This window comes from Roseateles sp., assembly GCF_046300915.1.
Classification (GTDB): Bacteria; Pseudomonadota; Gammaproteobacteria; order Burkholderiales; family Burkholderiaceae_C; genus Kinneretia.
Map to the genome: position 1 here is coordinate 1 of NZ_JBKCLH010000145.1, position 23,904 is coordinate 23,904.

18 protein-coding genes, 1 tRNA gene, 1 pseudogene and 1 riboswitch are annotated in these 23,904 nt (G+C 66.1%); of the genes and pseudogenes, 12 read left to right on the top strand and 8 right to left on the bottom strand.

Features of this window, described 5'->3' with window-relative positions; all coding sequences use genetic code 11:
* On the bottom strand, positions 1–641 hold a 641-nt coding region (locus ACK5F2_RS11155), incomplete at its 3' end, for a class I tRNA ligase family protein (RefSeq protein WP_409864677.1).
* A gap of 175 nt (positions 642–816) precedes the next feature.
* Here ACK5F2_RS11155 and ACK5F2_RS11160 point away from each other — a divergent pair.
* Positions 817–1,878 carry an alkene reductase gene (locus ACK5F2_RS11160; RefSeq protein WP_409864678.1) on the top strand — a complete coding sequence of 354 codons (1,062 nt, stop codon included), beginning with the start codon at positions 817–819 and terminating at the stop codon, positions 1,876–1,878.
* A gap of 134 nt (positions 1,879–2,012) precedes the next feature.
* On the opposite strand, the gene ACK5F2_RS11165 is transcribed toward ACK5F2_RS11160, so the two are convergent.
* Positions 2,013–2,990, bottom strand: coding sequence for a GMP reductase (locus tag ACK5F2_RS11165; protein WP_409846692.1), 978 nt, complete (start codon positions 2,988–2,990; stop codon positions 2,013–2,015).
* Positions 2,991–3,293: 303 nt separating this feature from the next.
* On the opposite strand from ACK5F2_RS11165, the gene ACK5F2_RS11170 reads away from it, so the two are divergent.
* Positions 3,294–4,424 (top strand): beta-ketoacyl-ACP synthase III, encoded by a 1,131-nt coding sequence (locus ACK5F2_RS11170; protein WP_409864679.1) that lies wholly within the window; start codon positions 3,294–3,296, stop codon positions 4,422–4,424.
* A gap of 28 nt (positions 4,425–4,452) precedes the next feature.
* On the opposite strand, the gene ACK5F2_RS11175 is transcribed toward ACK5F2_RS11170, so the two are convergent.
* Positions 4,453–6,750, bottom strand: a complete 2,298-nt coding sequence (locus tag ACK5F2_RS11175; RefSeq protein WP_409864680.1) for a penicillin-binding protein 1A — start codon at positions 6,748–6,750, stop codon at positions 4,453–4,455.
* Positions 6,751–6,845: 95 nt separating this feature from the next.
* Between ACK5F2_RS11175 and sbcB the strand changes: the two genes are divergently transcribed.
* A complete protein-coding gene (gene sbcB / locus ACK5F2_RS11180; RefSeq protein WP_409864682.1) occupies positions 6,846–8,294 on the top strand; it encodes an exodeoxyribonuclease I in 1,449 nt (482 codons plus the stop codon).
* A gap of 20 nt (positions 8,295–8,314) precedes the next feature.
* On the opposite strand, the gene ACK5F2_RS11185 is transcribed toward sbcB, so the two are convergent.
* Positions 8,315–9,100, bottom strand: coding sequence for a substrate-binding periplasmic protein (locus tag ACK5F2_RS11185; protein ID WP_409864683.1), 786 nt, complete (start codon positions 9,098–9,100; stop codon positions 8,315–8,317).
* Positions 9,101–9,268: 168 nt separating this feature from the next.
* On the opposite strand from ACK5F2_RS11185, the gene ACK5F2_RS11190 reads away from it, so the two are divergent.
* The 5 genes from ACK5F2_RS11190 to lpdA all read left to right on the top strand — a co-directional run bounded on the left by ACK5F2_RS11190 (position 9,269) and on the right by lpdA (position 15,550).
* Complete coding sequence (locus ACK5F2_RS11190) at positions 9,269–10,222, top strand: GGDEF domain-containing protein (RefSeq protein WP_409864684.1); 954 nt, start codon at positions 9,269–9,271, stop codon at positions 10,220–10,222.
* Between the two features lie 234 nt (positions 10,223–10,456).
* Entirely contained in the window at positions 10,457–11,692 is a 1,236-nt protein-coding gene (locus ACK5F2_RS11195; protein WP_409864685.1) for a 3-methyl-2-oxobutanoate dehydrogenase (2-methylpropanoyl-transferring) subunit alpha, read from the top strand.
* 86 nt (positions 11,693–11,778) lie between these two features.
* The gene (locus ACK5F2_RS11200; RefSeq protein ID WP_409864704.1) at positions 11,779–12,783 is read left to right on the top strand and encodes an alpha-ketoacid dehydrogenase subunit beta; all 1,005 of its coding nucleotides are present in this window, start codon (positions 11,779–11,781) and stop codon (positions 12,781–12,783) included.
* A 3-nt stretch (positions 12,784–12,786) separates the two neighbouring features.
* Entirely contained in the window at positions 12,787–14,109 is a 1,323-nt protein-coding gene (locus tag ACK5F2_RS11205) for a dihydrolipoamide acetyltransferase family protein (RefSeq protein WP_409864686.1), read from the top strand.
* A 7-nt stretch (positions 14,110–14,116) separates the two neighbouring features.
* Complete coding sequence (lpdA, locus tag ACK5F2_RS11210; RefSeq protein ID WP_409864687.1) at positions 14,117–15,550, top strand: dihydrolipoyl dehydrogenase; 1,434 nt, start codon at positions 14,117–14,119, stop codon at positions 15,548–15,550.
* A 93-nt stretch (positions 15,551–15,643) separates the two neighbouring features.
* Here the strand turns inward: lpdA and ACK5F2_RS11215 are convergent.
* A tRNA-Ser gene (locus tag ACK5F2_RS11215) sits at positions 15,644–15,734 on the bottom strand.
* Positions 15,735–15,840: 106 nt separating this feature from the next.
* Positions 15,841–16,007: riboswitch (FMN riboswitch) on the top strand.
* Positions 16,008–16,113: 106 nt separating this feature from the next.
* Here ACK5F2_RS11215 and ribB point away from each other — a divergent pair.
* Positions 16,114–16,815 carry a 3,4-dihydroxy-2-butanone-4-phosphate synthase gene (gene ribB / locus ACK5F2_RS11220; RefSeq protein ID WP_409864688.1) on the top strand — a complete coding sequence of 234 codons (702 nt, stop codon included), beginning with the start codon at positions 16,114–16,116 and terminating at the stop codon, positions 16,813–16,815.
* 5 nt (positions 16,816–16,820) lie between these two features.
* Here ribB and ACK5F2_RS11225 read toward each other — a convergent pair whose 3' ends face one another.
* Positions 16,821–17,732 (bottom strand): SPFH domain-containing protein, encoded by a 912-nt coding sequence (locus tag ACK5F2_RS11225; RefSeq protein WP_409864689.1) that lies wholly within the window; start codon positions 17,730–17,732, stop codon positions 16,821–16,823.
* Between the two features lie 39 nt (positions 17,733–17,771).
* The gene (locus ACK5F2_RS11230) at positions 17,772–18,200 is read right to left on the bottom strand and encodes an NfeD family protein (protein WP_409864690.1); all 429 of its coding nucleotides are present in this window, start codon (positions 18,198–18,200) and stop codon (positions 17,772–17,774) included.
* A gap of 153 nt (positions 18,201–18,353) precedes the next feature.
* Here ACK5F2_RS11230 and ACK5F2_RS11235 point away from each other — a divergent pair, with 153 nt between their 5' ends.
* Positions 18,354–20,618 carry an Orn/Lys/Arg decarboxylase N-terminal domain-containing protein gene (locus ACK5F2_RS11235; RefSeq protein ID WP_409864692.1) on the top strand — a complete coding sequence of 755 codons (2,265 nt, stop codon included), beginning with the start codon at positions 18,354–18,356 and terminating at the stop codon, positions 20,616–20,618.
* A gap of 84 nt (positions 20,619–20,702) precedes the next feature.
* Here the strand turns inward: ACK5F2_RS11235 and fabI are convergent, their stop codons facing one another.
* Complete coding sequence (gene fabI / locus ACK5F2_RS11240) at positions 20,703–21,488, bottom strand: enoyl-ACP reductase FabI (protein WP_409864693.1); 786 nt, start codon at positions 21,486–21,488, stop codon at positions 20,703–20,705.
* Between the two features lie 233 nt (positions 21,489–21,721).
* Here fabI and rimP point away from each other — a divergent pair.
* Positions 21,722–22,258, top strand: a pseudogene (gene rimP / locus ACK5F2_RS11245) (ribosome maturation factor RimP); the annotation flags it as partial.
* A 122-nt stretch (positions 22,259–22,380) separates the two neighbouring features.
* Positions 22,381–23,859: a transcription termination factor NusA gene (gene nusA, locus ACK5F2_RS11250; RefSeq protein ID WP_133603733.1), complete on the top strand. Its 1,479-nt coding sequence runs from the start codon at positions 22,381–22,383 to the stop codon at positions 23,857–23,859.
* The last annotated feature ends 45 nt before the right edge of the window (positions 23,860–23,904 follow it).

Sequence of the window (23,904 nt, forward strand, 5' to 3'; positions counted from 1 at the left end):
ACCAGGGACTCCGCGCCCTCGGCCAGCGGATAGCGGATATGCCAGAGCGAGCCGTCTTCCTCCTCGCTCTCCACCTCCAGGTCGGAGACGGCGGACTTCAGGATAGGGTCCCAGCTCACCAGGCGCTTGCCGCGGTAGATCAGGCCTTCATCAAAGAGGCGCACAAAGGTTTCGGTCACCACGGTCGAGAGCTTCTCGTCCATGGTGAAGTACTCGTGCTCCCAGGAGACCGAGTCGCCCATGCGGCGCATCTGCTGGGTGATGGTGTTGCCGCTCTGCTGCTTCCATTCCCAGACGCGGGCGACGAAGTTCTTGCGGCCCAGGTCGTGGCGGCTCTGGCCCTGGCCCTGCAGCTGGCGTTCCACCACGATCTGGGTGGCGATACCGGCATGGTCGGTGCCGGGCACCCACAGGGTGTTGCAGCCCTTCATGCGGTGGTAGCGCGTCAACGAGTCCATGATGGTCTGGTTGAAGGCATGGCCCATGTGCAGGGTGCCGGTCACATTGGGCGGCGGCAGCTGGATGCAGAAGGATTCGCGCGCCGGATCCAGGCTGGGCTTGTACAGGCCCTTGGATTCCCACAGCGGGCCCCAGTGGGCTTCGAGGGCGGCAGGTTCGAAAGACTTCGCGAGTTCGGTCATGGTGGCGGCAGGCGCCTGCGGCGGTCGCGGCGCGGTGGAGGTCTCAGGGAATGAGCCCGATTGTAGGTGGCGCCAGGCGCTCCCTCGTGGCCTAGCACGCCCGCGGTCCTCCTGTCTTGCACACGGACTTGCCGCCGCGGGCACACTCACGCAGCTCCACTCTTTCGCCCAAACCATGAATGCTCTGCTCACACCCGTCCAGCTTGGCGCCCTGACCCTGCCCAACCGCACCCTGATGGCCCCGCTGACCCGCACCCGCGCCAGCGAGGGGCATATGCCCAATGCGCTGATGGCCGAGTACTACGCCCAGCGGGCCAGCGCCGGTCTCATCATCACCGAGTGCACGTCCATCCTGCCCAATACCTCGGCCTTTGGCGCCGACCCGGGCATCTACAACGAGGCGCAGCTGCAGGCCTGGAAGCTGACCACCGAGGCGGTGCACGCCCGCGGCGGCCGCATCTTCATGCAGATCTGGCACGCCGGCCGCGCCGCGCACCCGGCGCTCAACGGTGGCGTGGAGCCCGTATCCTCCAGCGCGCTGGCCATCGAGGGCGAGACCCACACGCCCACCGGCAAGCAAGCCAATGTGCCGGCCCGCGCCCTGCGAGCCGATGAGATCCCGGCCCTGGTCCAGGCCTATGCCGACGCAGCCCGCCGGGCCCGCGAGGCCGGCTTTGACGGTGTGGAGGTCCACGGCGCCAACGGCTATCTGATCGACCAGTTCCTGCGCGACGGTGCCAACCAGCGCCAGGATGCCTACGGTGGCTCGCTGCCCAAGCGCGCCCGCTTCCTCTTCGAGGTGCTGGACGCCGTGTGCGGCGCCATCGGGGCCGATCGCGTGGGCCTGCGCCTCTCGCCGCTGAACAGCTACAACAGCATGGTGGACAGCGACCCGGTGGGTCTGACCGCCTTGCTGGCCGAGGAGCTCAACCGCTTCAAGCTGGCCTATCTGCACCTGATGCGTGCCGATTTCTTTGGCGTGCAGAAGGCCGATGTGATGACGGTGGCGCGCGAGAAGTACCGCGGCCTGCTGGTGGGCAATATGGGCTACAGCGCTGAGGAGGGCGCGCAGGCGGTGGCCGAGGGCAAGCTGGACGCCGTGGCCTTTGGCACCGGCTACCTGGCCAACCCCGATCTGCCCACCCGCATTGAGCGCGGCGCGGCCTGGAATGCCCCGGACCAGGCCACCTTCTACACCCCCGGCGCCAAGGGCTATACCGACTATCCGACGCTGTAATCGCGGCCAGAGTATTGAAGAGAGAAAGGGGCCCGGAGGCCCCTTTTCATTTCCTGAACGCTTCTGCCCTGATCACATGAGCAGGTGCTCGCCGGCGTTTTGGCTGCGCCGAAACGCCTGGCGGACCATCAGCTCTACATGAAGAGGTGCTCGCCGGCGTTTTCGCCGCCCAGGATCACGTAGTTCACCTTCTTCAGATCGGCCAGGCTGCGACCGCCGGCGTAGGAGATGGAGCTCTGCAGGTCTTCGCGCATCTCGCGCACGGTGTCGGCGAACTTGCCCTTGACCGGCTCCAGGATGCGCTTGCCCTCCACATGCTTGTACTCGCCCTTGTTGAAGTCCGAGGCCGAGCCGTAGTACTCCTTGTAGAGCTTGCCGTCCACCTCGACGGTACTGCCCGGAGACTCCTCGTGTCCTGCGAAGAGCGAGCCCACCATCACCATGCTGGCGCCGAAGCGCACGCTCTTGGCGATGTCGCCGTGGTGGCGTATGCCCCCGTCGGCAATGATGGGCTTGGTGGCCACGCGGGCACACCACTTCAGGGCCGAGAGTTGCCAGCCGCCGGTGCCGAAGCCGGTCTTGAGGCGGGTGATGCAGACCTTGCCGGGGCCGATGCCCACCTTGGTGGCGTCAGCGCCCCAGTTCTCCAGGTCGATCACGCCCTCGGGCGTGCCCACATTGCCGGCGATCACAAAGGCCTCGGGCAGCTTGTGCTTGATGTGGGCGATCATGCGCTGCACGCTGTCGGCATGGCCATGGGCGATGTCGATGGTGATGTAGTCGGCGCCCACGCCGTCCGCCGCCAGGCGGTCGATCACCGCGTAGTCGGCTTCCTTGACGCCGGAGCTCAGCGAGACGATCAAGCCCTTGTCCCGCATGCTGCGCGCGTAGGCCACATTGTCCAGATCAAAGCGGTGCATCACATAGAAGTAGCCATTGGCGGCCAGCCATTCGGTGATGCGCTCATCCACCACCGTCTTCATATTGGCCGGGACCACCGGCAGCTTGAAGCGGTGCGCTCCGAACTGCACCGAGGTGTCGCACTCGGCACGGCTTTCCACGCGGCACTTGCGTGGCAGGAGCAGGATGTTGTCGTAGTCGAAGATTTCCATGATTCAAGATCGCATAGACGGGGTGCGTTGCATGCAGTGCACCACCTGGGCTGCGAGCGCTTGACTTGCTTCGGCTAGAGGGCTGGCGCCCTCGATGGCCGGGGAGGCCATCGCGTCGGGGGCTGACTTCGTGAACGAAGTCGAGGCGCGACGCGCCGGGCCGAAGACAAAATTTGGGCCCGGTGATTGATTCTACGCTCAATTCCTGTCGGGCAAGTGCATCGGCCTGGGAAAGTCCTCTTTGCCCCGGACGGCCGGGGCTGGCTAAACTTGCGCCCCCGCCGCATCAGCAGAGCACGAGTCATGAGCGCAGTCGTCATCAGTGGCACCGGCCTTTACCGCCCGCCGCACACCATCAGCAACGCCGAGCTGGTGGAGGCCTTCAACCGCTATGTGGATCTGGAGAACGCCCGCCATGCCGAGGCCATTGCCGCAGGCGAGCGTCCGGCGCTGGCGCATTCCAGCGTGGAGTTCATTGAGAAGGCTTCCGGCATCAAGCAGCGTTATGTGATCGAGAAGAGCGGGGTGCTGGACCCGGCGCGCATGTATCCGCGATTCGCGGAGCGTCCCGATGAGCAGCTCTCCCTGATGGCGGAGATCGCGGTGGAGGCGGCCCAGCAGGCCTTGAAGCAGGCCGGCAAGACCGGTGCCGATGTGGATGCGGTGCTGTGTGCCGCGGCCAATATGCAGCGTGCCTATCCTGCCATGGCCATCGAGATCCAGCAGGCTCTGGGCGCGGGCGGCTATGGCTTCGACATGAATGTGGCCTGCTCCTCCGCCACCTTCGCGCTGGAACAGGCGGTCAATGCGGTACGCGCCGGTACGGCGCGTTGCGTGCTGGTGGTGAACCCCGAAATCACCTCCGCCCATCTGGAGTGGAAAGACCGTGACTGTCACTTCATCTTCGGTGATGTCTGCACCGCCCTGATCGTGGAGCGGGCCGACACGGCCACCGCGGCCGAGACCTGGGAGGTGCTGGGTACCAAGCTGGCGACCCAGTTCTCCAGCAATATCCGCAACAACTTCGGTTTCATGAACCGGGCCGAGGACGGCGATCCGCTGGCCCGCGACAAGACCTTCCGCCAGGAAGGCCGCAAGGTCTTCAAGGAAGTCGTGCCCTTGGCGGCGACGCATATCGAGCAGCATCTGGACATGCTGGGGCTCAGTCCTGCCCAGGTCAGCCGCTTCTGGCTGCACCAGGCCAATCTGGGCATGAATCAGCTGGTGATCAAGAAGCTGCTCGGCTCCGAGCAGGCTGAGGCCGGCAGCGAGGTCGCCCCCCTGATCCTGGATGAGTACGCCAACACGGCGTCCGCTGGCTCCATCATTGCCTTCCATGCGCACAGGCAGGGGCTCCACACCGATGATCTCGGGGTGATCTGCTCCTTCGGGGCCGGCTACTCCATCGGCTCGGTCGTCGTCCGCAAGCGCTGATCCAGCGGCTCGAGGTGCCCCGGCAAGCTCAGGGCGAGCTGGCCGCTGCGCCGGGCTGGCCGGGCGGACTCAGCACTTGGATGGCCGCCTCGCCGGCATACTCTTCGAAGACCCAGTCACCAGCTTGCGGCAGCACGCCGTCGGTCGGTGGCAGCTCGCGCACCGGCACGCCCTTGAGCGCCTCGGCCATCAGCTCCACCCAGGCGGGCAGGGCCAGGCCGCCGCCGGACTCGCGCTCGCCCAGGCTGCGCGGCTGGTCATAGCCCATCCAGACCACGGCCACCAGGGTGGGATGAAAACCTGCGAACCAGGCGTCCACCGCATCGTTGGTGGTGCCGGTCTTGCCATAGATGTCGCCGCGGCGCAGGGCCACGCTGGCACGCGCGGCCGTTCCGCTGCGCGTGACCTCCTGCAGCAGGCTGCTGGTCACGAAGGCATTGCGGGAGGAGATCACGCGGTTTTCTTCGGTGGGACTCTCGGTCGTGGCCTCGTAAAGCAGCTGGCCCTTGGCATCCACCACCTTGGCGATGAGGCTGGCCTTGAGCAGATGGCCGCCGTTGGCAAACACCGCATAGGCGCTGGCCATCTGCATGGGCGTGACGGCTCCGGCGCCCAGGGCCAGGGTCAGGTTGTCGGGCTGCTTCTCGGCGTCCAGGCCGAAGCGGGCCGCCCATTCGCGCACGGGGCCTGGGCCCAGCTGCTGCAGCACGCGGATGGTGACCATGTTCTTGGACTTGGCCAGGCCCTGGCGCACGCTCATGGGGCCGTCGAACTGTCCGTCTGAGTTCTTGGGTGTCCAGTCGCCGATCACGATGGGCGCGTCTTCCACCACGGTGGCCGGGGTGATGCCTTGCTCGAGCGCCGCCGAGTAGACAAAGGGCTTGAAGCTGGAGCCCGGCTGGCGCCAGGCCTGGGTGGCGTGGTTGAACTGGTTCTTGGCAAAGTCGAAGCCGCCCACCAGGGCGCGCACCCGGCCGCTGCCGGGCTCCAGGGCCACCAGGGCACCCGCGGCCTCGGGCAGCTGGGTGATGACCCAAGTGCCCTTGGGATCGGCCTTGCTGGGCGCGCCGCGCAGCACCCGGATGATGGCGCCGGGCGCCAGGCGCAGCTCGGCCTTGGCCTTGGGGCTCAGGGCGCTGGCGGCGGCGCGCAGGCCGTCACCGCTGATGCTGATGTCCTCGCCGCTCTGCAGGCTGGCCAGCACTTTGGTGGGGGAGGCCTCGGTGACCACGGCGGCGCGCAGATCGTCATTGTCCGGGTGCTCGGACAGGGCCTTGGCGATGGCTGCATCGCGGTCAAGCTCATTGGCAGGCAAGGTGATCCGGCCTTCGGGCCCGCGGTAGGGCTTGCGGCGCTCATGCTCCATCAGGCTGCGGCGCAGGCCGCGATAGGCCGCAGCCTGTTCGCCGGATTCCAGGGTGGTGAAGACCTGCAGTCCCAGGGTGTAGGCCTCGTCGCCATACTGGGCGTGGATCTGCTGGCGGACCATCTCGGCCACGAACTCGGCGTGCAGGCGTGGGTCCTGGGCGCTGCGGATGTGCAGCTTCTCGGCCTTGGCGGCCTCCAGCTGAGCCGCGTCGATCAGGCCCACCTCGTGCATGCGCTGCAGCACCACGCGCTGCCGCCTTGCAGCCCGCGTGGGGTTGTTGACCGGGTTGGCGTAGATGGGGTTCTGGGGCAGGCCGGCCAGCATGGCCGTCTCGGCGATGCTGAGCGCCTGCAGGCTCTTGCCGAAGTACACGCGCGCGGCGGCTTCAAAGCCATAGGCCCTCTGACCCAGATAGATCTGGTTCATATAGATCTCGAGGATCTGCTGCTTGCTCAGGGTGCGCTCCATCTTGAGCGTGAGCAGCATCTCGATGAACTTGCGGCTGTAGAGCTTCTTCTTGGTGAGGTAGAAGTCGCGGGCCAGCTGCTGGGTGATGGTGGAGGCGCCCTGGCTGCGCGCGCTGAAGAGATTGCTCAGCGCGGCGCGGGCGATGCCGGTGTAGGACAGGCCTCCGTGCTCGTAGAACTGCGTGTCCTCGATGGCCAGCAGGGCGTCCTGCATGCTCTTGGGGATCTGGTCCAGGGGCAGGTAGCGGCGGCGCTCGGCGCCGAATTCGCCGATCTGCACGCCGTCGGCCGTGTAGACGCGCAGCGGCTGCTTGGGCCGGTAGTCTGTCAGCTCGGAGAGGTCGGGCAGGGTGGGGTAGATCAGCACCGCGGCCGTGGCCAGCAGCAGCACCAGGCCGGCGACGCCGGCGCCGGCGATGATCAGCAGGCGGCGCACCATGCCGCGGCGGTGCTCGGGCACCCGGGCCAGCAGGCGAGAAAAGAGGTTCAAGAGCAGCGTCGCAGGGGCAATGGCGAAGCGGCCATTATGACCAGGGCGGCTGACAGGGACGGTGCGCACCCGCGGCTATCGGTTATCGTGCCGCCATGCAAGAGTTTTCCTTCTTTTGGCACGACTACGAGACCTTTGGCCGCGTGCCGCGCCGCGACCGTCCGGCCCAGTTTGCCGGCCTGCGCACCGATGCCGAGCTCAATGAGATTGGCGAGCCCCTGATGGTCTACTGCCGCCCGGCCGACGACTATCTGCCGGATCCGGAGTCCTGCCTGCTCACCGGCATCCTGCCTCAGACCTGTCTGGTCCAGGGCCTGCCCGAGCATGAGTTCGCCGCGGCCATCGAGCAGGCCCTGTCCCTGCCTGGCACGGTGGGCCTGGGCTACAACACCATACGCTTCGACGACGAGGTGACCCGCCATCTCTTCTGGCGCAATCTGATCGATCCCTATGCCCGCGAGTGGCAGAACGGCTGCGGCCGCTGGGATCTGCTGGATGTGGTGCGCTGCGCCTACGCCCTGCGCCCCGAGGGCATCAACTGGCCCCGGCATGAGGATGGCCGGCCCAGCTTCAAGCTGGAGCACCTGACCGCCGCCAATGGACTCAGCCACGAGGCGGCGCACGATGCGCTCTCGGACGTGCGCGCCACCATCGCCCTGGCCCGGCTGCTGCGCGAGAAGCAGCCCAAGCTCTTCGAGTTCTGTCTGAAGCTGCGCAAGAAGGAGGCGGTGCAGGCCGAGATGGGCATGGGCAAGCCCTTTTTGCACGTCTCGGGCATGTATGGGCCGGAGCGCGGCTGCATTGCCCTGGTCTGGCCCCTGGCCCCGCACCCGACCAACAAGAACGAGCTGATCGTCTGGGACCTGTCGGTGGATCCGCAGGAGCTCTTCGGTCTGGACGCGGCCAGCATCCGCCTGCGCGTGTTCAGCAAGCAGGAGGCGCTACCGGAGGGCGTGAGCCGCTTGCCCATCAAGACCATCCACATCAACAAGTCGCCGGTGGTGATCGGCAATCTCAAGACCCTCTCGCCGGCCATGGCCGAGCGCTGGGGCTTGGACATGGCCCAGGGCCTGGCGCACGCCCAGACCCTGGCCGAGCGCGGCGCGGCGCTGGCCGAACTCTGGCCCGAGGTCTTCCAGCGCGAGCCCTTGCCGCCCCTGGATGTGGACGAGGATCTCTATGGCGGCTTCCTGAGCAACGACGACCGCCGCGCCCTGCAGCGCGTGCGCGAGCTGCCGCCCGAGCAGCTGGGCCAGCGTGCGGCTCAGGGCCGTCTGGCCTTTGTCGATGCCCGGCTGGACGAGCTGGTGTTCCGCTGGCGCGCCCGCAACCACCCCGAGACCCTGAATGCCCAGGAGCGCGAGCGCTGGCAGGCGCACCGCGCCGCCCGGCTGCTGGACGGGGAGGGCGGTGCCCAGACCCTGAGTGCCTTCTTCGAGCGCATCGACGCCCTCAGCGAGAGCCTGGCCGAGGACGACGAGCGCGGCCAGGACATCCTGGGCGCGCTCTACGAATACGCCGAGCAGATTGCGCCAGAGCGCTGAACGTCCCGCGCGGCTTGCGGCTACAGCAGGTGCGCGTGGCGCTGCAGCAGCTGGGCCATGGCTCCACTGCTGTGCAGTTCCTGCAGGCTGCGGTTGAGATCGGCGACACGCTGGCTGTGCAGCGGGTGTTGGCGTACCAGGGCCGTATGCAGGGGGAGCTCGGCCAGCGCGGGTTCGAGCCAGACCAGCGCCGCAGCGGCATCACGCAGCTGGGTCTGCAGCAGATGCATCGCCACACCCTTGTCCACCAAGGCAAGATCGACGCGCCCGGCCAGCAGCTTGCGCAGATTGCCCAGATCGTCAACGGCCTCGTCACGCCGAAGGCGGGCGCGTTCGAAGACTGGCGGGTTCACGTAGTCGCGCACGGTGCCGATGGTGAGACCCTGCAGGCGCGAGAGATCATGAACCTGGATGACGCTGCCGGCACGGGCCATGAAGCCGATGCGATTGCTGATGCCCAGGGGGCGGGTGTAGCTCAGATAGCGCTCACGCTCCTGGTTGTGCCACAGGCCCACGACGCCGTCCCAGCTGGCTTGCTGCAGCTCTGCCAGGGCACGGACCCAGGGGCGGAACGACAGCTCCATGTCCCAGCCCAGTCGCTGCAGGGCCGCCCGGGTGACTTGCGCGGCAATGCCGCCTCCCTCGAGGCTCGCTGATGTGTAGGGCGGGAATTCCGTGGCGACCAGGCGCAGCTTGTCAGGCTTGCTCGCGCCGGCAGCCCAAGGCAGCGCTGCCAAGCCAATCACCAAGCTGCGGCGATTGGGGTGCAATAGATCGGGCGAGCCGCCAGGCGGTGCTTGGGTCATCGCGGTCCAGGAATGGATGCCAGGGATTGTAGGCAGCGTTGCGGCCGCCATGCGTCGGCTCGCGAAGTGAAACAAATAAATGCGGTGAAGACCTGTTTTCGGGGTTTTCGGCAGCCCGCAAACGCGCTACACCTGCAATAGTGCTGCTGCCAGCCCAAGGAGATGCGGATGCAAACCCAGCCCCCGGCTAACACCGCGAGTGAAGCCACCGAGTCCCACGATGTGATCGCCGCGCGCCTGCGTGCCCTGATGGTGCGTTCGCCCTTGGCCGTGGGTTTTACCCAGGGGGCTCGCTTTGAGCTGGTCAGCGAACAGTTCAACCATCTGTTCGGGCATGGCGACGACACCGATCTCGGCGGGCAGGCTTGCCGCGGCGTCTATGTTTCGGATGCGGCCTACCAGAGCTTGCAGGAGCGGCTGGGCGCAGCCTTCGCGGCGGGCCGCCCTCTGGACGAGGAGGTGGAGTACGTGCGCCGCGACGGCAGCCGTTTCTGGGGGCGCCTGCAGGCATCGCCGGTTCATTGGGAGGCGCCGGCGGGCGAGGCCATGTGGATCGTTCATGATGTGACGGCCGCCCGCCAGCAGCGCATGCAGCCCACCTGGACGGCCAAGCACGACCCGCTGACCGAGCTGGCCAATCGCCGCGAGTTCGAGCGGCGCCTGTCCGAGCATGTGGGCAGTCGTCGGCACGAGCCGGTTTCCGTGCTCTGGCTGGACGTGGATCGATTTACCGATGTGATCCAGGGCATGGGTCCCGAGGTTGCGGATCACTTCCTGTGTGCGCTGGGGCAGGTGATGCTGTCCAAGGTTCGGGCATCGGACCTGGTGGCGCGTATCGAGAAGGACTGCTTTGCGGTGCTCCTGCCCGACTGCGACCAGCACTATGCCGCCATCGTGGCCGAGAAGATCCGCTCCGCCATTGCAGCCTTCCGTCTGCGCTGGGGCCTGCACCGCACGCGGGTCAAGGCCTGCCTGGGTGTGGTTCAGCTGCAGCCCAGCCTGGAAACCGTGGACTCGGTACTGGCCGCAGCCACGCTGGCCTGTGCCGAGGCCAAGGCGGCAGGTGGAGACAGCGTGCGAGTCTTTGTGCCGACCGAGGTGCCTGAGGCTTTCTCGGCCTGAGGGCAGCAAGGTGTTTTGAGCGTCCTCGGCGCATCTGCGCCCGGTGGGGGCTTGGGGCAAACACTCTTGGCGCTGCAAGGGACTCGGTTACGCTGAGATCAGGGCCGATGCCGGACTCCAACCCGAGCCCGGTTCGTGCCCAGGGGTGCGTGATCGGCGCTTATCCGCAGCTGGTTGCGCGCGAGTGCCGTCGATTGCGTGCGCCCTACCCGGGACGCCAGGAGCTGTGCCCCTATGAGCAAGTACCCCCCCTTGCGCCTGCATATTCCCGAGCCCAGCGGGCGTCCGGGGTGCGCCACCGACTTTTCCTATCTGCATATTTCCCCGGCCGGTGCGGCACGGCGGCCCGATGTGGATGTGCTGCCCGTCGACACCCAGGATCTTGCCTATCAGCTGGTGCGAGTGCTGGATGAAGACGGCAGCGCCAAAGGCCCCTGGGATCCTCAGCTGGCGCCCGACTTCATGCGACGCGGGCTCAAGGCCATGATGAAGGTGCGGGTCTTCGATGCCCGCATGCTGATCGCGCAACGTCAGAAGAAGCTGAGCTTCTATATGCAGGCCCTGGGCGAGGAGGCCATTGCCGTGGCCCATGGCATGGCCTTGCTGCAGGGCGATATGAACTTCCCGACCTATCGCCAGCAAGGGCTGCTGCTCAGCCGTGACGATGTCTCCATGGTCGAGATGATCTGCCAGCTGCTGAGCAACGAGAAGGATCCCATCCAGGGACGCCAGTTGCCGGTGATGTACTCCTACAAGCGGGCCGGCTTCTTCAGCATCTCGGGCAATCTGGCCACCCAGTACATCCAGGCCGTGGGCTGGGCCATGGCCAGCGCGATCAAGGGGGACACCAAGATTGCCTCGGCCTGGATCGGTGATGGCTCCACCGCCGAGTCTGACTTTGCGACGGCGCTGACCTTCGCCCATGTCTACCGGGCGCCCGTCATCCTCAATGTGGTGAACAACCAGTGGGCGATCTCCACCTTTCAGGCCATTGCGGGTGGTGAGCACACCACTTTTGCGGCGCGCGGTGTGGGTTCGGGCATCGCCTCCCTGCGCGTGGATGGCAATGACTTTCTGGCTGTTCATGCCGCGTCGCTGTGGGCGGCCGAGCGCGCCCGGCGCGGCCTGGGGCCGACCCTGATCGAGTGGGTGACCTATCGCGCCGGGGCGCACTCCACCTCGGACGATCCGAGCAAGTACCGGCCTGGCGACGACTGGGAGCGCTTCCCCCTGGGTGATCCCATCGAGCGCCTGCGCCGGCACCTGAGCCTGCTGGGCCATTGGAGCGACGAGGAGCATGAGTCCACGCTCAAGGCCCTGGAGGCCGAGGTGATCGCCGCGCAGCGCGAGGCCGAGCGCTATGGCTCCCTGCTGGACGGCCATATTCCCAGCGTGGCCAGCATGTTCGAGGGCGTCTACAAGGACATGCCCGAGCATCTGCGCCAGCAGCGCCAACAACTGGGTTACTGAGCGGGGTGGCAGCCATGAATGACTCCGTCCAACAGGACAAGCTGGCCCTGCCCGCCGAAGGCCGGGCCCCAGGCCCCAGCAAGCCCATGACCATGATCCAGGCCCTGCGTTCGGCCATGGATGTGATGATGGAGCGGGACCCGAACGTGGTGATCTTCGGTGAGGATGTGGGCTATTTCGGCGGCGTGTTCCGCTGCACCGAGGGCCTGCAGGCCAAGTACGGCAAATCGCGGGTGTTCGATGCGCCCATTTCCGAGAGCGGCATCGTGGGGGCTGCGGTTGGCATGGGCGCCTACGGTCTGCGCCCGGTGGTGGAGATCCAGTTCGCCGACTATGTGTACCCGGCCATCGATCAGATCGTCAGCGAGGCTGCGCGCCTGCGCTACCGCTCGGCGGGCGACTTCACCGCACCTTTGACCATACGCATGCCCTGTGGCGGCGGCATCTATGGTGGGCAGACGCACAGCCAGAGCCCCGAGGCCATCTTCACGCATGTCTGCGGCCTGCGGACCGTCATGCCCAGCAACCCTTATGACGCCAAGGGCCTGCTGATCGCCGCCATCGAGAACGATGATCCGGTGATCTTTCTGGAGCCTAAGCGTCTCTACAACGGCCCCTTCGACGGCCATCACGACAAGCCCGTCGTGCCCTGGAGCAAGCACGCCATGGGCGAGGTGCCGGAAGGCTACTACACCGTGCCCCTGACCCGTGCCGCGCTGTTCCGGCCCGGCGCGGAGGTCACCGTGCTGGCCTACGGCACTATGGTCTGGGTCAGCGCGGCCGCGGCCGCCGAGGCGGGCGTGGATGCCGAGATCATCGATCTGCGCAGCATCTGGCCCTTGGATCTGGAGACCGTGGTGGCCTCGGTCAAGAAGACAGGCCGCTGCGTGATCGTGCACGAGGCCACGCGGACCAGCGGCTTTGGCGCCGAACTCTCCGCCCTGGTCCAGGAACACTGCTTCTATCACCTGGAGGCGCCCATCGAACGGGTCACGGGCTGGGACACGCCTTACCCCCATGCTCAGGAATGGGCCTACTTCCCCGGCCCCGCCCGCGTGGGCGCGGCCCTCAAGCGCGTGATGGAGGCCTGAGTCATGGCGGCCTATGTGATCAAGATGCCCGACATCGGCGAGGGCATCGCCGAGGTGGAACTGGTGGCCTGGCGTGTGCAGCCCGGCGAGGCGGTGGCCGAGGACCAGATCCTGGCTGATGTCATGACAGACAAGGCCACGGTGGAGATCCCTTCACCGGTAGCGGGCACCGTGGTCTCGCATGGCGGCACGGTGGGGCAGGTCATGGCGGTGGGCGCCGAGCTGATCCGCCTGGAGGTGGAGGGCACGGGCAATCTCAGGCCCGGCGGCGAAGCTGCCGGCTTTGCGAGTCCGGCGGCCGCGCCGCCAGCGAGTGCCACGGTAGCGGCTGCGGCGGCAACTTCGGCAGCAAGCCCCTCGCCGAGTCCGTCACCGAGTCCGTCACCGAGCCTGGCACCCGCTGCTGCCCGCCAGGCCGCGGCGCCGCGCCGCGCCGTGAACGAGAAGCCTATTGCCTCGCCCGCCGTGCGCCGTCGTGCCTGGGATCTGGGCATCGAGCTGCAGTTCGTGCCCGGCACCGGGCCGGCCGGCCGCATCACCCAGGAGGACCTGGAGGCCTTTGCCGCCAGTGGCGCCGCCGGCAGCACCGGGGGCAGCGAGATCGACAGCCGCTACGCCCGGCGCCTGGACGAACAGGCGGTGCCCGTCATTGGTCTGCGCCGCAAGATCGCGCAGAAGATGCAGCAGGCCAAGCGCCAGATTCCCCACTTCACCTATGTGGAGGAGGTCGATGTGACCGAGCTGGAGGCACTGCGCCAGCGGCTCAATGCCCAGCACGCCGCGCGGCGTGCCAAGCTCACCCTGCTGCCCTTTCTCGCGCGGGCTATCGTGATTGCGGTTCGCGAGTTTCCGCAGGTCAATGCGCGCTTTGACGATGAGGCTCAGGTGGTCACGCGCTACGGTGCCGTGCATCTGGGCATGGCCACGCAGACCGAGGCCGGACTGCTGGTGCCCGTGATCCGCCATGCCGAGACCCTGGACCCCTGGGCCTGTGCTGGCGAGATCGCACGCCTGGCCGATGCGGCGCGCAATGGCAAGGCCAGCCGCGAGGAGCTCGGCGGCTCGACCATCACCATCACCAGCCTGGGCGCCCTGGGCGGCATCGTCACGACGCCGGTCATCAACCACCCGGAGGTTGGCATCGTCGGCGTGAACCGCATGGTGGAGCGACCCATGTTCGACCGTGACGGGCGCGTGGTGCCGCGCCTGCTGATGAACCTCAGCGCCAGCTTCGACCATCGCGTGGTCGACGGCATGGATGCGGCGCTCTTCGTGCAGCGCCTGCGCGCCCTGCTGGAAACTCCCGCGACCCTGTTCATCGAGTGAGTCTCAGATGCCTCCCGTCTACTCGCAAACCCAGTTGCTCATCATTGGTGGCGGTCCCGGTGGTTATGTGGCCGCGCTGCGCGCGGCCCAGCTTGGCATCCAGACCACCTTGATCGAGGGCGCCCAGCTGGGCGGAACCTGCCTCAATATCGGCTGCATTCCCAGCAAGGCTCTGATCCATGCGGCCGAGGCCTATGCCCAGGCCGCCGAACAGGCAGGGGGACGCTCGGTGCTGGGCATACGCAGCGGCGAGCTCACGCTGGATCTGGCCACCACCCAGGCCTGGAAAGCCGGCATCGTGAACAAGCTCACCACAGGCGTTGCTGCCTTGCTCAAGAAGCATGGGGTCAAGGTCATACAGGCCTGGGCCGAGATCGTCGATGGCAAGACGGTGGAGATCCGCTCCGCTGCGTCGGATCAAGCCCCGCAACGCATCCAATGCGCACATCTGCTGCTGGCCGCCGGCTCGCAGGAGCAGGCCTTGCCCTCGCTGCCCTTTGGCGCCGGCCAGGGCAGGGTGGTCTCCTCCACCGAGGCCCTGAGCTTTGCCGAAGTGCCGCGCGAGCTGGTGGTGGTGGGCGCTGGCTATATCGGCCTCGAATTGGGCACGGCCTGGCGCAAGCTCGGGGCTCAGGTCACGGTGGTGGAAGCACAGGATCGCCTCCTGCCGGCCTATGACGCCGAGCTGGTGCGGCCTGTGGCCCAGTCCCTGGCCGGCCTGGGCATCAAGACCCTGCTGTCGCACAGGGTGGAGGGGCTGAACGCCGAAGGCACGGCGCTCAGCGTTCGCGATCCCCAGGGCCAGCTGGTCGAGCTGCCCGCGGACAAGATTCTGGTGGCCGTGGGACGTCGCCCGAGGATTGAGGGCTGGGGTCTGGAGCGCCTGATGCTGGACATGGCCGGTCGTGCCGTGAGGGTGGATGCACAGTGCCGTACCTCCATGAAGGATGTCTGGGCCATCGGGGATCTGGTCGGCGAGCCTTTGCTGGCGCACCGGGCCATGGCCCAGGGCGAGATGGTGGCCGAGTTGATCGCGGGCAAGAAGCGCCGTTTTGAACCGAGCAGCATTCCCGCGGTGTGTTTTACCGATCCCGAAATTGTGCAGGCCGGTCATACGCCGGCCAGCGCTGAGGCCTTGGCGCTGGCGCAGGGCTTCAAGCTCTTGCAGGCGCAGTTTCCCTTTGCCGCCAATGGTCGAGCGCTTTCGCTGGAGTCTCCCGAGGGCTTTGTGCGTGTGCTGGCCCGGGCGGACAACCATCTGATCCTCGGCTGGCAAGCCGTGGGTGCGGCGGTGTCCGAGCTGTCGGCGGCCTTCGGTCTCAGCCTGGAAATGGGGGCCACGCTGGAAGATGTGGCCCACACCATTCATGCCCACCCGACCTTGGGCGAGGCGGTGCAAGAGGCCTGCCTGCGTGCCTTGGGTCAGGCGCTGCATATTTGAACTGGGGCGGGAACTGCTTACCCGCTCACCCGCTTTGCCATGACGTGCCGGAAATGAAAAACGGGCCCAGAGGGCCCGTGTTTTTCACTGTTTTGGCGGAGAGGGCGGGATTCGAACCCGCGGTGGGCTATTAACCCACACACGCTTTCCAGGCGTGCGACTTAAACCGCTCATCCACCTCTCCGAAGCCCGCCATCATAACGCAGTTTTTGAGCTCTTCTGGAAAATTCTTGCAGAAAACGTACGAGCTCCCACTGGGATAGGATGCGCGCGTCGGCCGCGAGGCCGATACACGTCTTCAGGGCGGGGTGAAATTCCCCACCGGCGGTATGCGGCGCGGGCATCGTGGATGCCGGTGCCGCCAGCCCGCGAGCGCCTGGGCCTCTCCGGCCCAGGGTCAGCAGATCTGGTGCGACGCCAGGGCCGACGGTCACAGTCCGGATGAAAGAAGATGTGCTGACGCGCGTGCGTCGCGGCGTGGTGTTCCGGCACCTGGCGTTGCGGCGTGCCTGCGTTTGCGCGCCCTGAAATGTCTTCTCTCCAACGCGAGGAGCGTTTCAACCATGTCTGACATCACTGCAATTTCCCATTTCCCAAGCCCCCCAGCCGAGGCCCAGGCCTGCGGCGAGCAGGAGATCCTGCGCATGCCCGGCCGCCTGGCCGCGGCCCTGCTGGCCATGCGCGAGGGCCGGCCGGTCGTGCTGACCGACGATGCCGATCGCGAGGATGAGGCCGATCTCATCGTCGCGGCCGAGCGCCTGGACGAGGCCACCATGGCCTTGCTGATCCGCGAGTGCAGCGGCATCGTCTGCCTGTGTCTGCAGGACGCCATGGTTCGGCGCCTGGCCTTGCCGCCCATGGTGGCGCGCAATGAGAGCCGCTATGGCACGGCCTTCACCGTCAGCATCGAGGCGGCGCAAGGCGTGAGTACGGGGGTCAGTGCGGCCGACCGGCTCACCACGGTGCGTGCCGCGATCGCGCCCGATGCGCGGCCCGAGGATCTGGCGCGGCCCGGCCATGTGTTTCCGCTGCGCGCCCAGCCGGGCGGCGTGCTGGCGCGGCGCGGCCATACCGAGGGCTCGGTGGATCTGGCCCTGATGGCCGGCCTGTCGGGGGTAGCGGTGCTGTGCGAGCTGATGAACCCCGATGGCACGATGGCGCGAGGCCAGCAGGTGCTGGACTTTGCCGAGCGTCACGGTTTGCCGCTGCTCAGCATTGCCGAGCTCGCCGAGTACCGGCGTGAGGGCTGGCGTCAGGCCGCCTGAAGCGGTCAGCCGGGCTTGTGGCCCTTCATCAGGGCCATGGCCGTGCCGATCAGGCCGCTGACCTCGCCCATATTGCCCGGCACGATCATGGTGTTGTTCTTCTGGGCGAGCTGGGCGTAGGCGTCCACGGCCTTCTCTGCCACCTTGAGCTGCACGGCCTGCTGGCCGCCGGGCTGCTCGATGGCGGCGGCGATCTTGCGGATGGCCTCGGCGGTGGCTTCGGCCACCGCGCCGATGGCGGCGGCTTCGCCCTGGGCTTTGTTGATCTCGGCCTGCTTCTCGCCTTCGGAACGAGCGATGGCCGCTTCGCGCTCGCCGGTGGCGATATTGATCTGTTCCTGGCGTCGGCCCTCGGAGGCCGCGATCAGGGCGCGCTTTTCGCGCTCGGCCGTGATCTGCGCCTGCATGGAGTGCAGGATGGCCGGCGGCGGGGTCAGGTCCTTGATCTCATAGCGCAGCACCTTTACGCCCCAGTTGAGCGCGGCCTCGTCCAGGGCCTGGACCACCGAGCTGTTGATGACGTCGCGCTCCTCAAAGGTGCGGTCCAGCTCCATGCGGCCGATCACGCTGCGCAGCGTGGTCTGGGCCAGCTGGGTGATGGCGACGATGTAGTTGCTGGAGCCGTAGCTGGCACGCATCGCGTCGGTGACCTGGAAGTAGAGGATGCCGTCAACGGTCAGCTGGGTGTTGTCCTTGGTGATGCAGACCTGGCTGGGCACGTCCAGCGGAATCTCCTTGAGCGAGTGCTTGTAGGCCAGGCGGTCGACAAAGGGCACCAGGATGTTGAGGCCGGGCGTGAGCGTGGCGTGGTACTTGCCCAGGCGCTCGACGATCCAGGCGTTCTGCTGGGGCACGACCTTGATGGCGCGCACGATGAAGATGGCGGCGATCACCAACAGGATCAGGGCGATTTCCATGGCGGGGTTTCCTCCTTGAATGTGTTTGTCAATCGGGGCTCAGGGGGCGAGCACCAGGCAGCTGCCTTCAACGGCGCGTATGGTGTGCAGGCCGGGTGCCGGACTGCCGCTGCCGTCGAAGCGGGCCTGCCATTCGGCACCGCGGTAGCGCACCGTGGTGCGGCCGTCGGCCAGCCAGTGCGTGACCTGCACCTGCTGACCCACATCCAGGTTCACATCGGGATTGCTGCTGCTGGGCGTCTGCGGCTGGCCGGCGCGGCGCCGGTGCCAGAACAGGACGGCCAAGCCGCCCACCAGGGCGGCGGTGCTGATCTGGGTCGTGAGTCCCAGGCCCAGATGGGCGGCCAGGGCGCCGGCGGCCGCACCCAAGGCCAGCATCAGCAGATAAAAGGTCCCTGTAGCCAACTCCAGCGCCACCAGCGTGCCCGCGATGACCCACCAGAGGGTTGAACCGTTCCAGAGCTCCATGCGGCCTCCCTTTATTGTGTCGGCCCAGTGTAGCCGTCCTGTTTGTGCGACAAAGCAGAATGATGCGGACAGAAAACCGCTGGCTGCCGGCGCTTGGCCCTACACTTCGCGCCTTCATTTTTCTGCTGTCCCTTTTGCCCCCGGAGGCCCTGCATGCTGCGCTTTCGCTTCCCCATCGTCATCATCGACGAGGACTATCGCTCCGAGAACACCTCGGGTTTGGGCATCCGTGCCCTGGCGGACGCCATCCAGAAAGAGGGCTTCGAGGTGCTGGGGGTGACCAGCTACGGGGATCTCAGCCAGTTCGCCCAACAGCAAAGCCGCGCCAGCGCCTTCATCCTGTCCATCGACGATGAAGAGTTCACGCCCGGGCCGGAGCTGGATCCGGCCGTTCTGAATCTGCGCAAGTTCATCGAGGAGATCCGCTTCAAGAATGCGGACATCCCCATCTACGTCTATGGCGAGACGCGCACCTCCCAGCATCTGCCCAACGATGTGCTGCGCGAACTGCATGGCTTCATCCATATGTTCGAGGACACGCCGGAGTTCGTGGCCCGCCACATCATCCGCGAGGCCAAGAGCTACCTCGACGGTCTGGCGCCGCCCTTCTTCAAGGCGCTGATGGACTACGCGCAGGACGGCTCCTACAGCTGGCACTGCCCGGGTCACTCCGGCGGCGTGGCCTTCCTGAAGAGTCCGGTGGGTCAGATGTTCCACCAGTTCTTCGGGGAGAACATGCTGCGCGCCGACGTCTGCAATGCGGTGGAGGAGCTCGGCCAGCTGCTGGACCACACCGGCCCGGTGGCCGCCTCCGAGAAGAATGCCGCGCGCATCTTCAATGCCGACCACTGCTTCTTCGTCACCAACGGCACCAGCACCTCCAACAAGATGGTCTGGCACCACACGGTGGCGCCGGGCGATGTGGTGGTGGTGGACCGCAACTGCCACAAGAGCATTCTGCACAGCATCATCATGACCGGCGCGGTGCCGGTCTTCATGACGCCCACGCGCAACCACTACGGCATCATCGGCCCCATCCCCGAGAGCGAGTTCTCGCCGGAGAGTATCAAGAAGAAGATCGCCAAGAACCCGCTGCTCAAGGGCGTGGATGTCAAGAAGATCAAGCCGCGCATCATGACGCTGACGCAGTCGACCTACGACGGCGTGCTCTACAACACCGAAACCATCAAGAGCAAGCTGGACGGCTGGATCGACACCTTGCACTTTGACGAGGCCTGGCTGCCCCACGCGGCTTTCCATACCTTCTATGGCTCTTACCATGCCATGGGCAAGAACCGCCCGCGCCCGAAGACGGCCATGGTCTATGCCACCCAGTCCACCCACAAGCTGCTGGCCGGTCTGAGCCAGGCCTCGCAGGTGCTGGTGCAGGACTCGCAGAACGTGAAGCTGGACAAGCATCTGTTCAACGAGGCCTATCTGATGCACACCTCGACCAGCCCGCAGTACAGCATCATCGCGAGCTGTGATGTGGCCGCCGCCATGATGGAGCCGCCCGGCGGCACCGCCCTGGTGGAGGAGAGCCTGGCCGAGGCCCTGGACTTCCGCCGCGCCATGCGCAAGGTGGAGAAGGACTACGGCAAGTCCGACTGGTGGTTCAAGGTCTGGGGTCCGGATCGTCCGCTGGCCGCCGAGGGTGTGGGCAAGCCTGCCGACTGGATGCTCAAGGCCAATGAGAAGTGGCACGGCTTCGGCTCCATCGAGGCCGGCTTCAATATGCTGGACCCGATCAAGTCCACCATCATCACGCCCGGCCTGGACATGAGCGGCAAGTTCGCCAAGACCGGCATCCCGGCCAGCATCGTCACCAAGTTCCTGGCCGAGCACGGCGTGGTGGTGGAGAAGACGGGCCTCTACAGCTTCTTCATCATGTTCACCATCGGCATCACCAAGGGCCGCTGGAACACCCTGCTGACCGCGCTGCAGCAGTTCAAGGACGACTACGACAAGAACGCGCCGCTGTGGCGCATCATGCCGGAGTTCGTGGCCGCCCAGCCGCGCTACGAGCGCATGGGTCTGCGCGATCTGTGCCAGAGCATCCACGAGGCCTATGCCCAGGGTGACATCGCCCGCCTGACCACCGAGGTCTACCTCTCGGATCTGGAGCCGGCGATGAAGCCCAGCGATGCCTATGCCCATATCGCCCAGCGCAAGACCGAGCGCGTGGCCATCGACAAGCTCGAAGGCCGCGTCACCACCTCGCTGCTGACGCCTTACCCGCCGGGCATTCCCCTGCTGATCCCGGGCGAGCGCTTCAACAAGAAGATCGTGGACTATCTGAAGTTCACCCGCGACTTCAATGCCAAGTTCCCGGGCTTTGCCACCGATGTGCATGGTCTGGTGGCCGAGCAGGGCGAGGACGGCCAGACCCGCTACTTCGTGGACTGCGTGGCCAAGTAAGGCCGTTGGTCGCGCCCTGCGGGGCGCATCACCATGAAAAAGGGGCCCCGCGGGGCCCCTTTGCTTTGCTTGCGTGCGCGGAGCTCAGGAGGCTTCGTCGGCCAAGGCCACGTGGCTGAAGCCGCCGTCCACATAGATCACTTCGGAGCTGATGCCGCCGGCCAGGTCCGAGAACAGGAAGGCGGCGGTGTTGCCCACATCGTCAATGGTCACATTGCGGCGGATCGGCGCGCTGGCGGCAAAGGCATTGAGCAGCTTGCCGAAGTCCTTGATGCCCGAGGCGGCCAGGGTCTTGATCGGGCCGGCCGAGATGCCGTTCACGCGCACGCCCTTGGCGCCCAGCGAATAGGCCAGGTAGCGCACGCTGGCTTCCAGCGAGGCCTTGGCCAGGCCCATGGTGTTGTAGTTCGGGACATAGCGCTCGGCGCCCAGATAGGACAGGGTCAGCAGGGAGGAGCCTGCGCGCAGGCGCGGCGCGGCGGCCTTGGCCATGGCGGGGAAGCTGTAGGCCGAGATGTCGTGAGCGATGCGGAAGTTTTCGCGCGTCAGGCCGTCCAGGAAGTCGCCGGCAATCGCCTCGCGCGGCGCAAAACCGATGGAATGCACAAAACCGTCAAACTCCGGCCAGGCTTCGCCCAGCTGGGCGAACAGGCGTTCGATCTGCGCGTCATCGCTGACGTCGCAGTCAAACACCAGGTTCGAGCCAAACTCGGCCGCAAACTCCGTGATGCGGTCCTTGAAACGTTCGCCCTGATAGCTGAAGGCCAGTTCGGCCCCCTCGCGGTGGCAGGCGCGGGCAATGCCGTAGGCAATCGAGCGGTTGGACAGCACGCCCGTGATCAGCAAGCGCTTGCCGGCGAGAAAACCCATGGTGGCTCCTATCTGGTCGTTAAAATGCGGTCGCGGATTTTCGCACGAGCTTTATGTCCTGCAAGCACAGTCGCTTGCCGGCATGGTGCTTGCATAGTACAATCCTGGCTTCGCTGAAAAAGCTGCAAGCAGCGATCAGTGCGGCGAAGACGGTGGGCGGATTCATCCAGCCCATTTTTTTTGCTTGATCTTTTTTGACCTTTTTGAGCTCGGAATCCGAAGAAATACCCCGCATGAGTTGGCAAGCCGCTGTTGAAAAGACCGTGATCGGCCTGGGCTATGACCTGGTGGACTGCGAACGCAGCGCCGGCGGCTTGCTGCGCGTCTATATCGACAAGCTGGCGGACCAGGCCCTGGCCGGCGAGGTGATTTCGGTGGACGACTGCGAGAAGGTGACCCGCCAGCTGCAGTATGTGCTGGAGGTTGAGAATGCCGACTATCAGCGCCTGGAGGTTTCCTCTCCAGGGCTGGATCGCCCCCTGAACAAGGCGGCTGACTACGCCCGGTTTACGGGCGAGCAGATTGAAATCACTCTGAAACTTGCCTTCCAGGGGCGCAAGCGCTACAGCGGCGAGCTGCAGGCGCTGGAGGCGGCCGAAGGCGAGGCTGCTGCTTGGCGCCTCGTGTTCAACGACGGCAAGCAGGATCAGGCGCTGGATTTCAGTCTGGACGAGGTGCGCAGCGCCAAGCTGGTGCCCGCGATCGATTTCAAGGGTCGCAAGAGCAAGCCCGCTGCGGGCGAATCCCAGGACAAGACGAACAAGGCCGATGGCAAGAAGGCTGCCTCGAAAAAGAAGAAGCAGAGCAATGCCAAGGCCAGGCAGCAACAGGACGATGAGGAGTCGCCTGCTGCCGCCGGCAAGGATGACAAGGTTGACGGAGGTCTCGATCAATGAACCGCGAACTGTTGATGCTGGTGGATGCGATTTCGCGCGAGAAGAGCGTGGAGCGCGATGTCGTGTTCGGTGCGGTGGAAGCCGCGCTGGCCTCGGCCACCAAGAAGTTGTATGGCGGGGAGGTCGACATCCGCGTGGCGATTGACCGCGATACCGGCGAGTACGAGACTTTCCGTCGCTGGCATGTGGTGCCCAACGAGGCAGGTCTGCAGAACGCCGACGCCGAGATCCTGCTCTTCGAAGCCCAGGAACAGATCGCCGACATCGAGGTGGACGACCACATCGAGGAATCGGTGGAGTCGGTGCCCATCGGCCGCATCGGCGCCCAGGCCGCCAAGCAGGTGATCCTGCAGAAGATCCGCGACGCCGAGCGCGAGCAGCTGCTCAACGACTTCCTCTCGCGCGGCGAGAAGATCTTCGTGGGCACGGTCAAGCGCCTGGACAAGGGCGACATCATTGCCGAGTCGGGCCGCATCGAAGGCCGCCTCAAGCGCAATGAGCTGATCCCCAAGGAAAACCTGCGCACCGGCGACCGTGTGCGTGCCGTGATCCTGGGCGTGGACCCCACCCAGCGTGGCCCCCAGATCATGCTCTCGCGCTCCAGCCCGGAGTTCATGAAGGAGCTGTTCGCCCAGGAAGTGCCTGAGATCGAGCAGGGCCTGCTGGAGATCAAGAGCTGCGCCCGTGACCCGGGCAGCCGCGCCAAGATCGCCGTGCTCTCGCATGACAAGCGTGTCGATCCCATCGGCACCTGTGTCGGCGTGCGCGGTTCGCGCGTCAATGCCGTGACCAACGAGTTGGCCGGCGAGCGCGTGGACATCGTGCTGTGGTCCGAGGATCCGGCCCAGTTTGTGATCGGTGCCCTGGCACCGGCCAATGTTCAGTCCATCGTGGTGGACGAAGAACGGCACGCCATGGACGTGGTGGTGGATGAGGAAAACCTCGCCATCGCTATCGGCCGCGGTGGCCAAAACGTGCGTCTGGCCTCCGAGCTCACCGGCTGGCGCATCAACATCATGTCGGCCGAGGAATCGGCCGCCAAGCAGGAGCAGGAAACCGAAGTCGTTCGCAAGCTTTTCGTTGAGAAGCTGGACGTGGACGCCGAGGTGGCCGACATCCTGATCGCCGAAGGATTCACCAGCCTGGAAGAAGTGGCCTATGTGCCGATGCAGGAAATGCTGGAGATCGAGGCCTTCGACGAGGACACGGTCAACGAGCTGCGCACCCGGGCCAAGGATGCGCTGTTGACCATGGAAATCGCCCGCGAAGAAAAGGTCGAAGAGGTGTCGCAGGATCTGCGCGACCTCGAGGGCATGACGCCGGAGCTTGTGGCCAAGCTCGCCGACGGCGACATCCATACCCGTGACGACCTGGCCGACCTGGCCGTCGACGAGCTCGTGGAGCTCGCCGGCCTGGAAGAAGCCGCAGCGCGCGCCCTGATCATGAAGGCCCGCGAGCACTGGTTCAACGCCTGAAGCAAGGCTCAGCCACACACTCGCGTCGCATCGAAAGCATTCTGA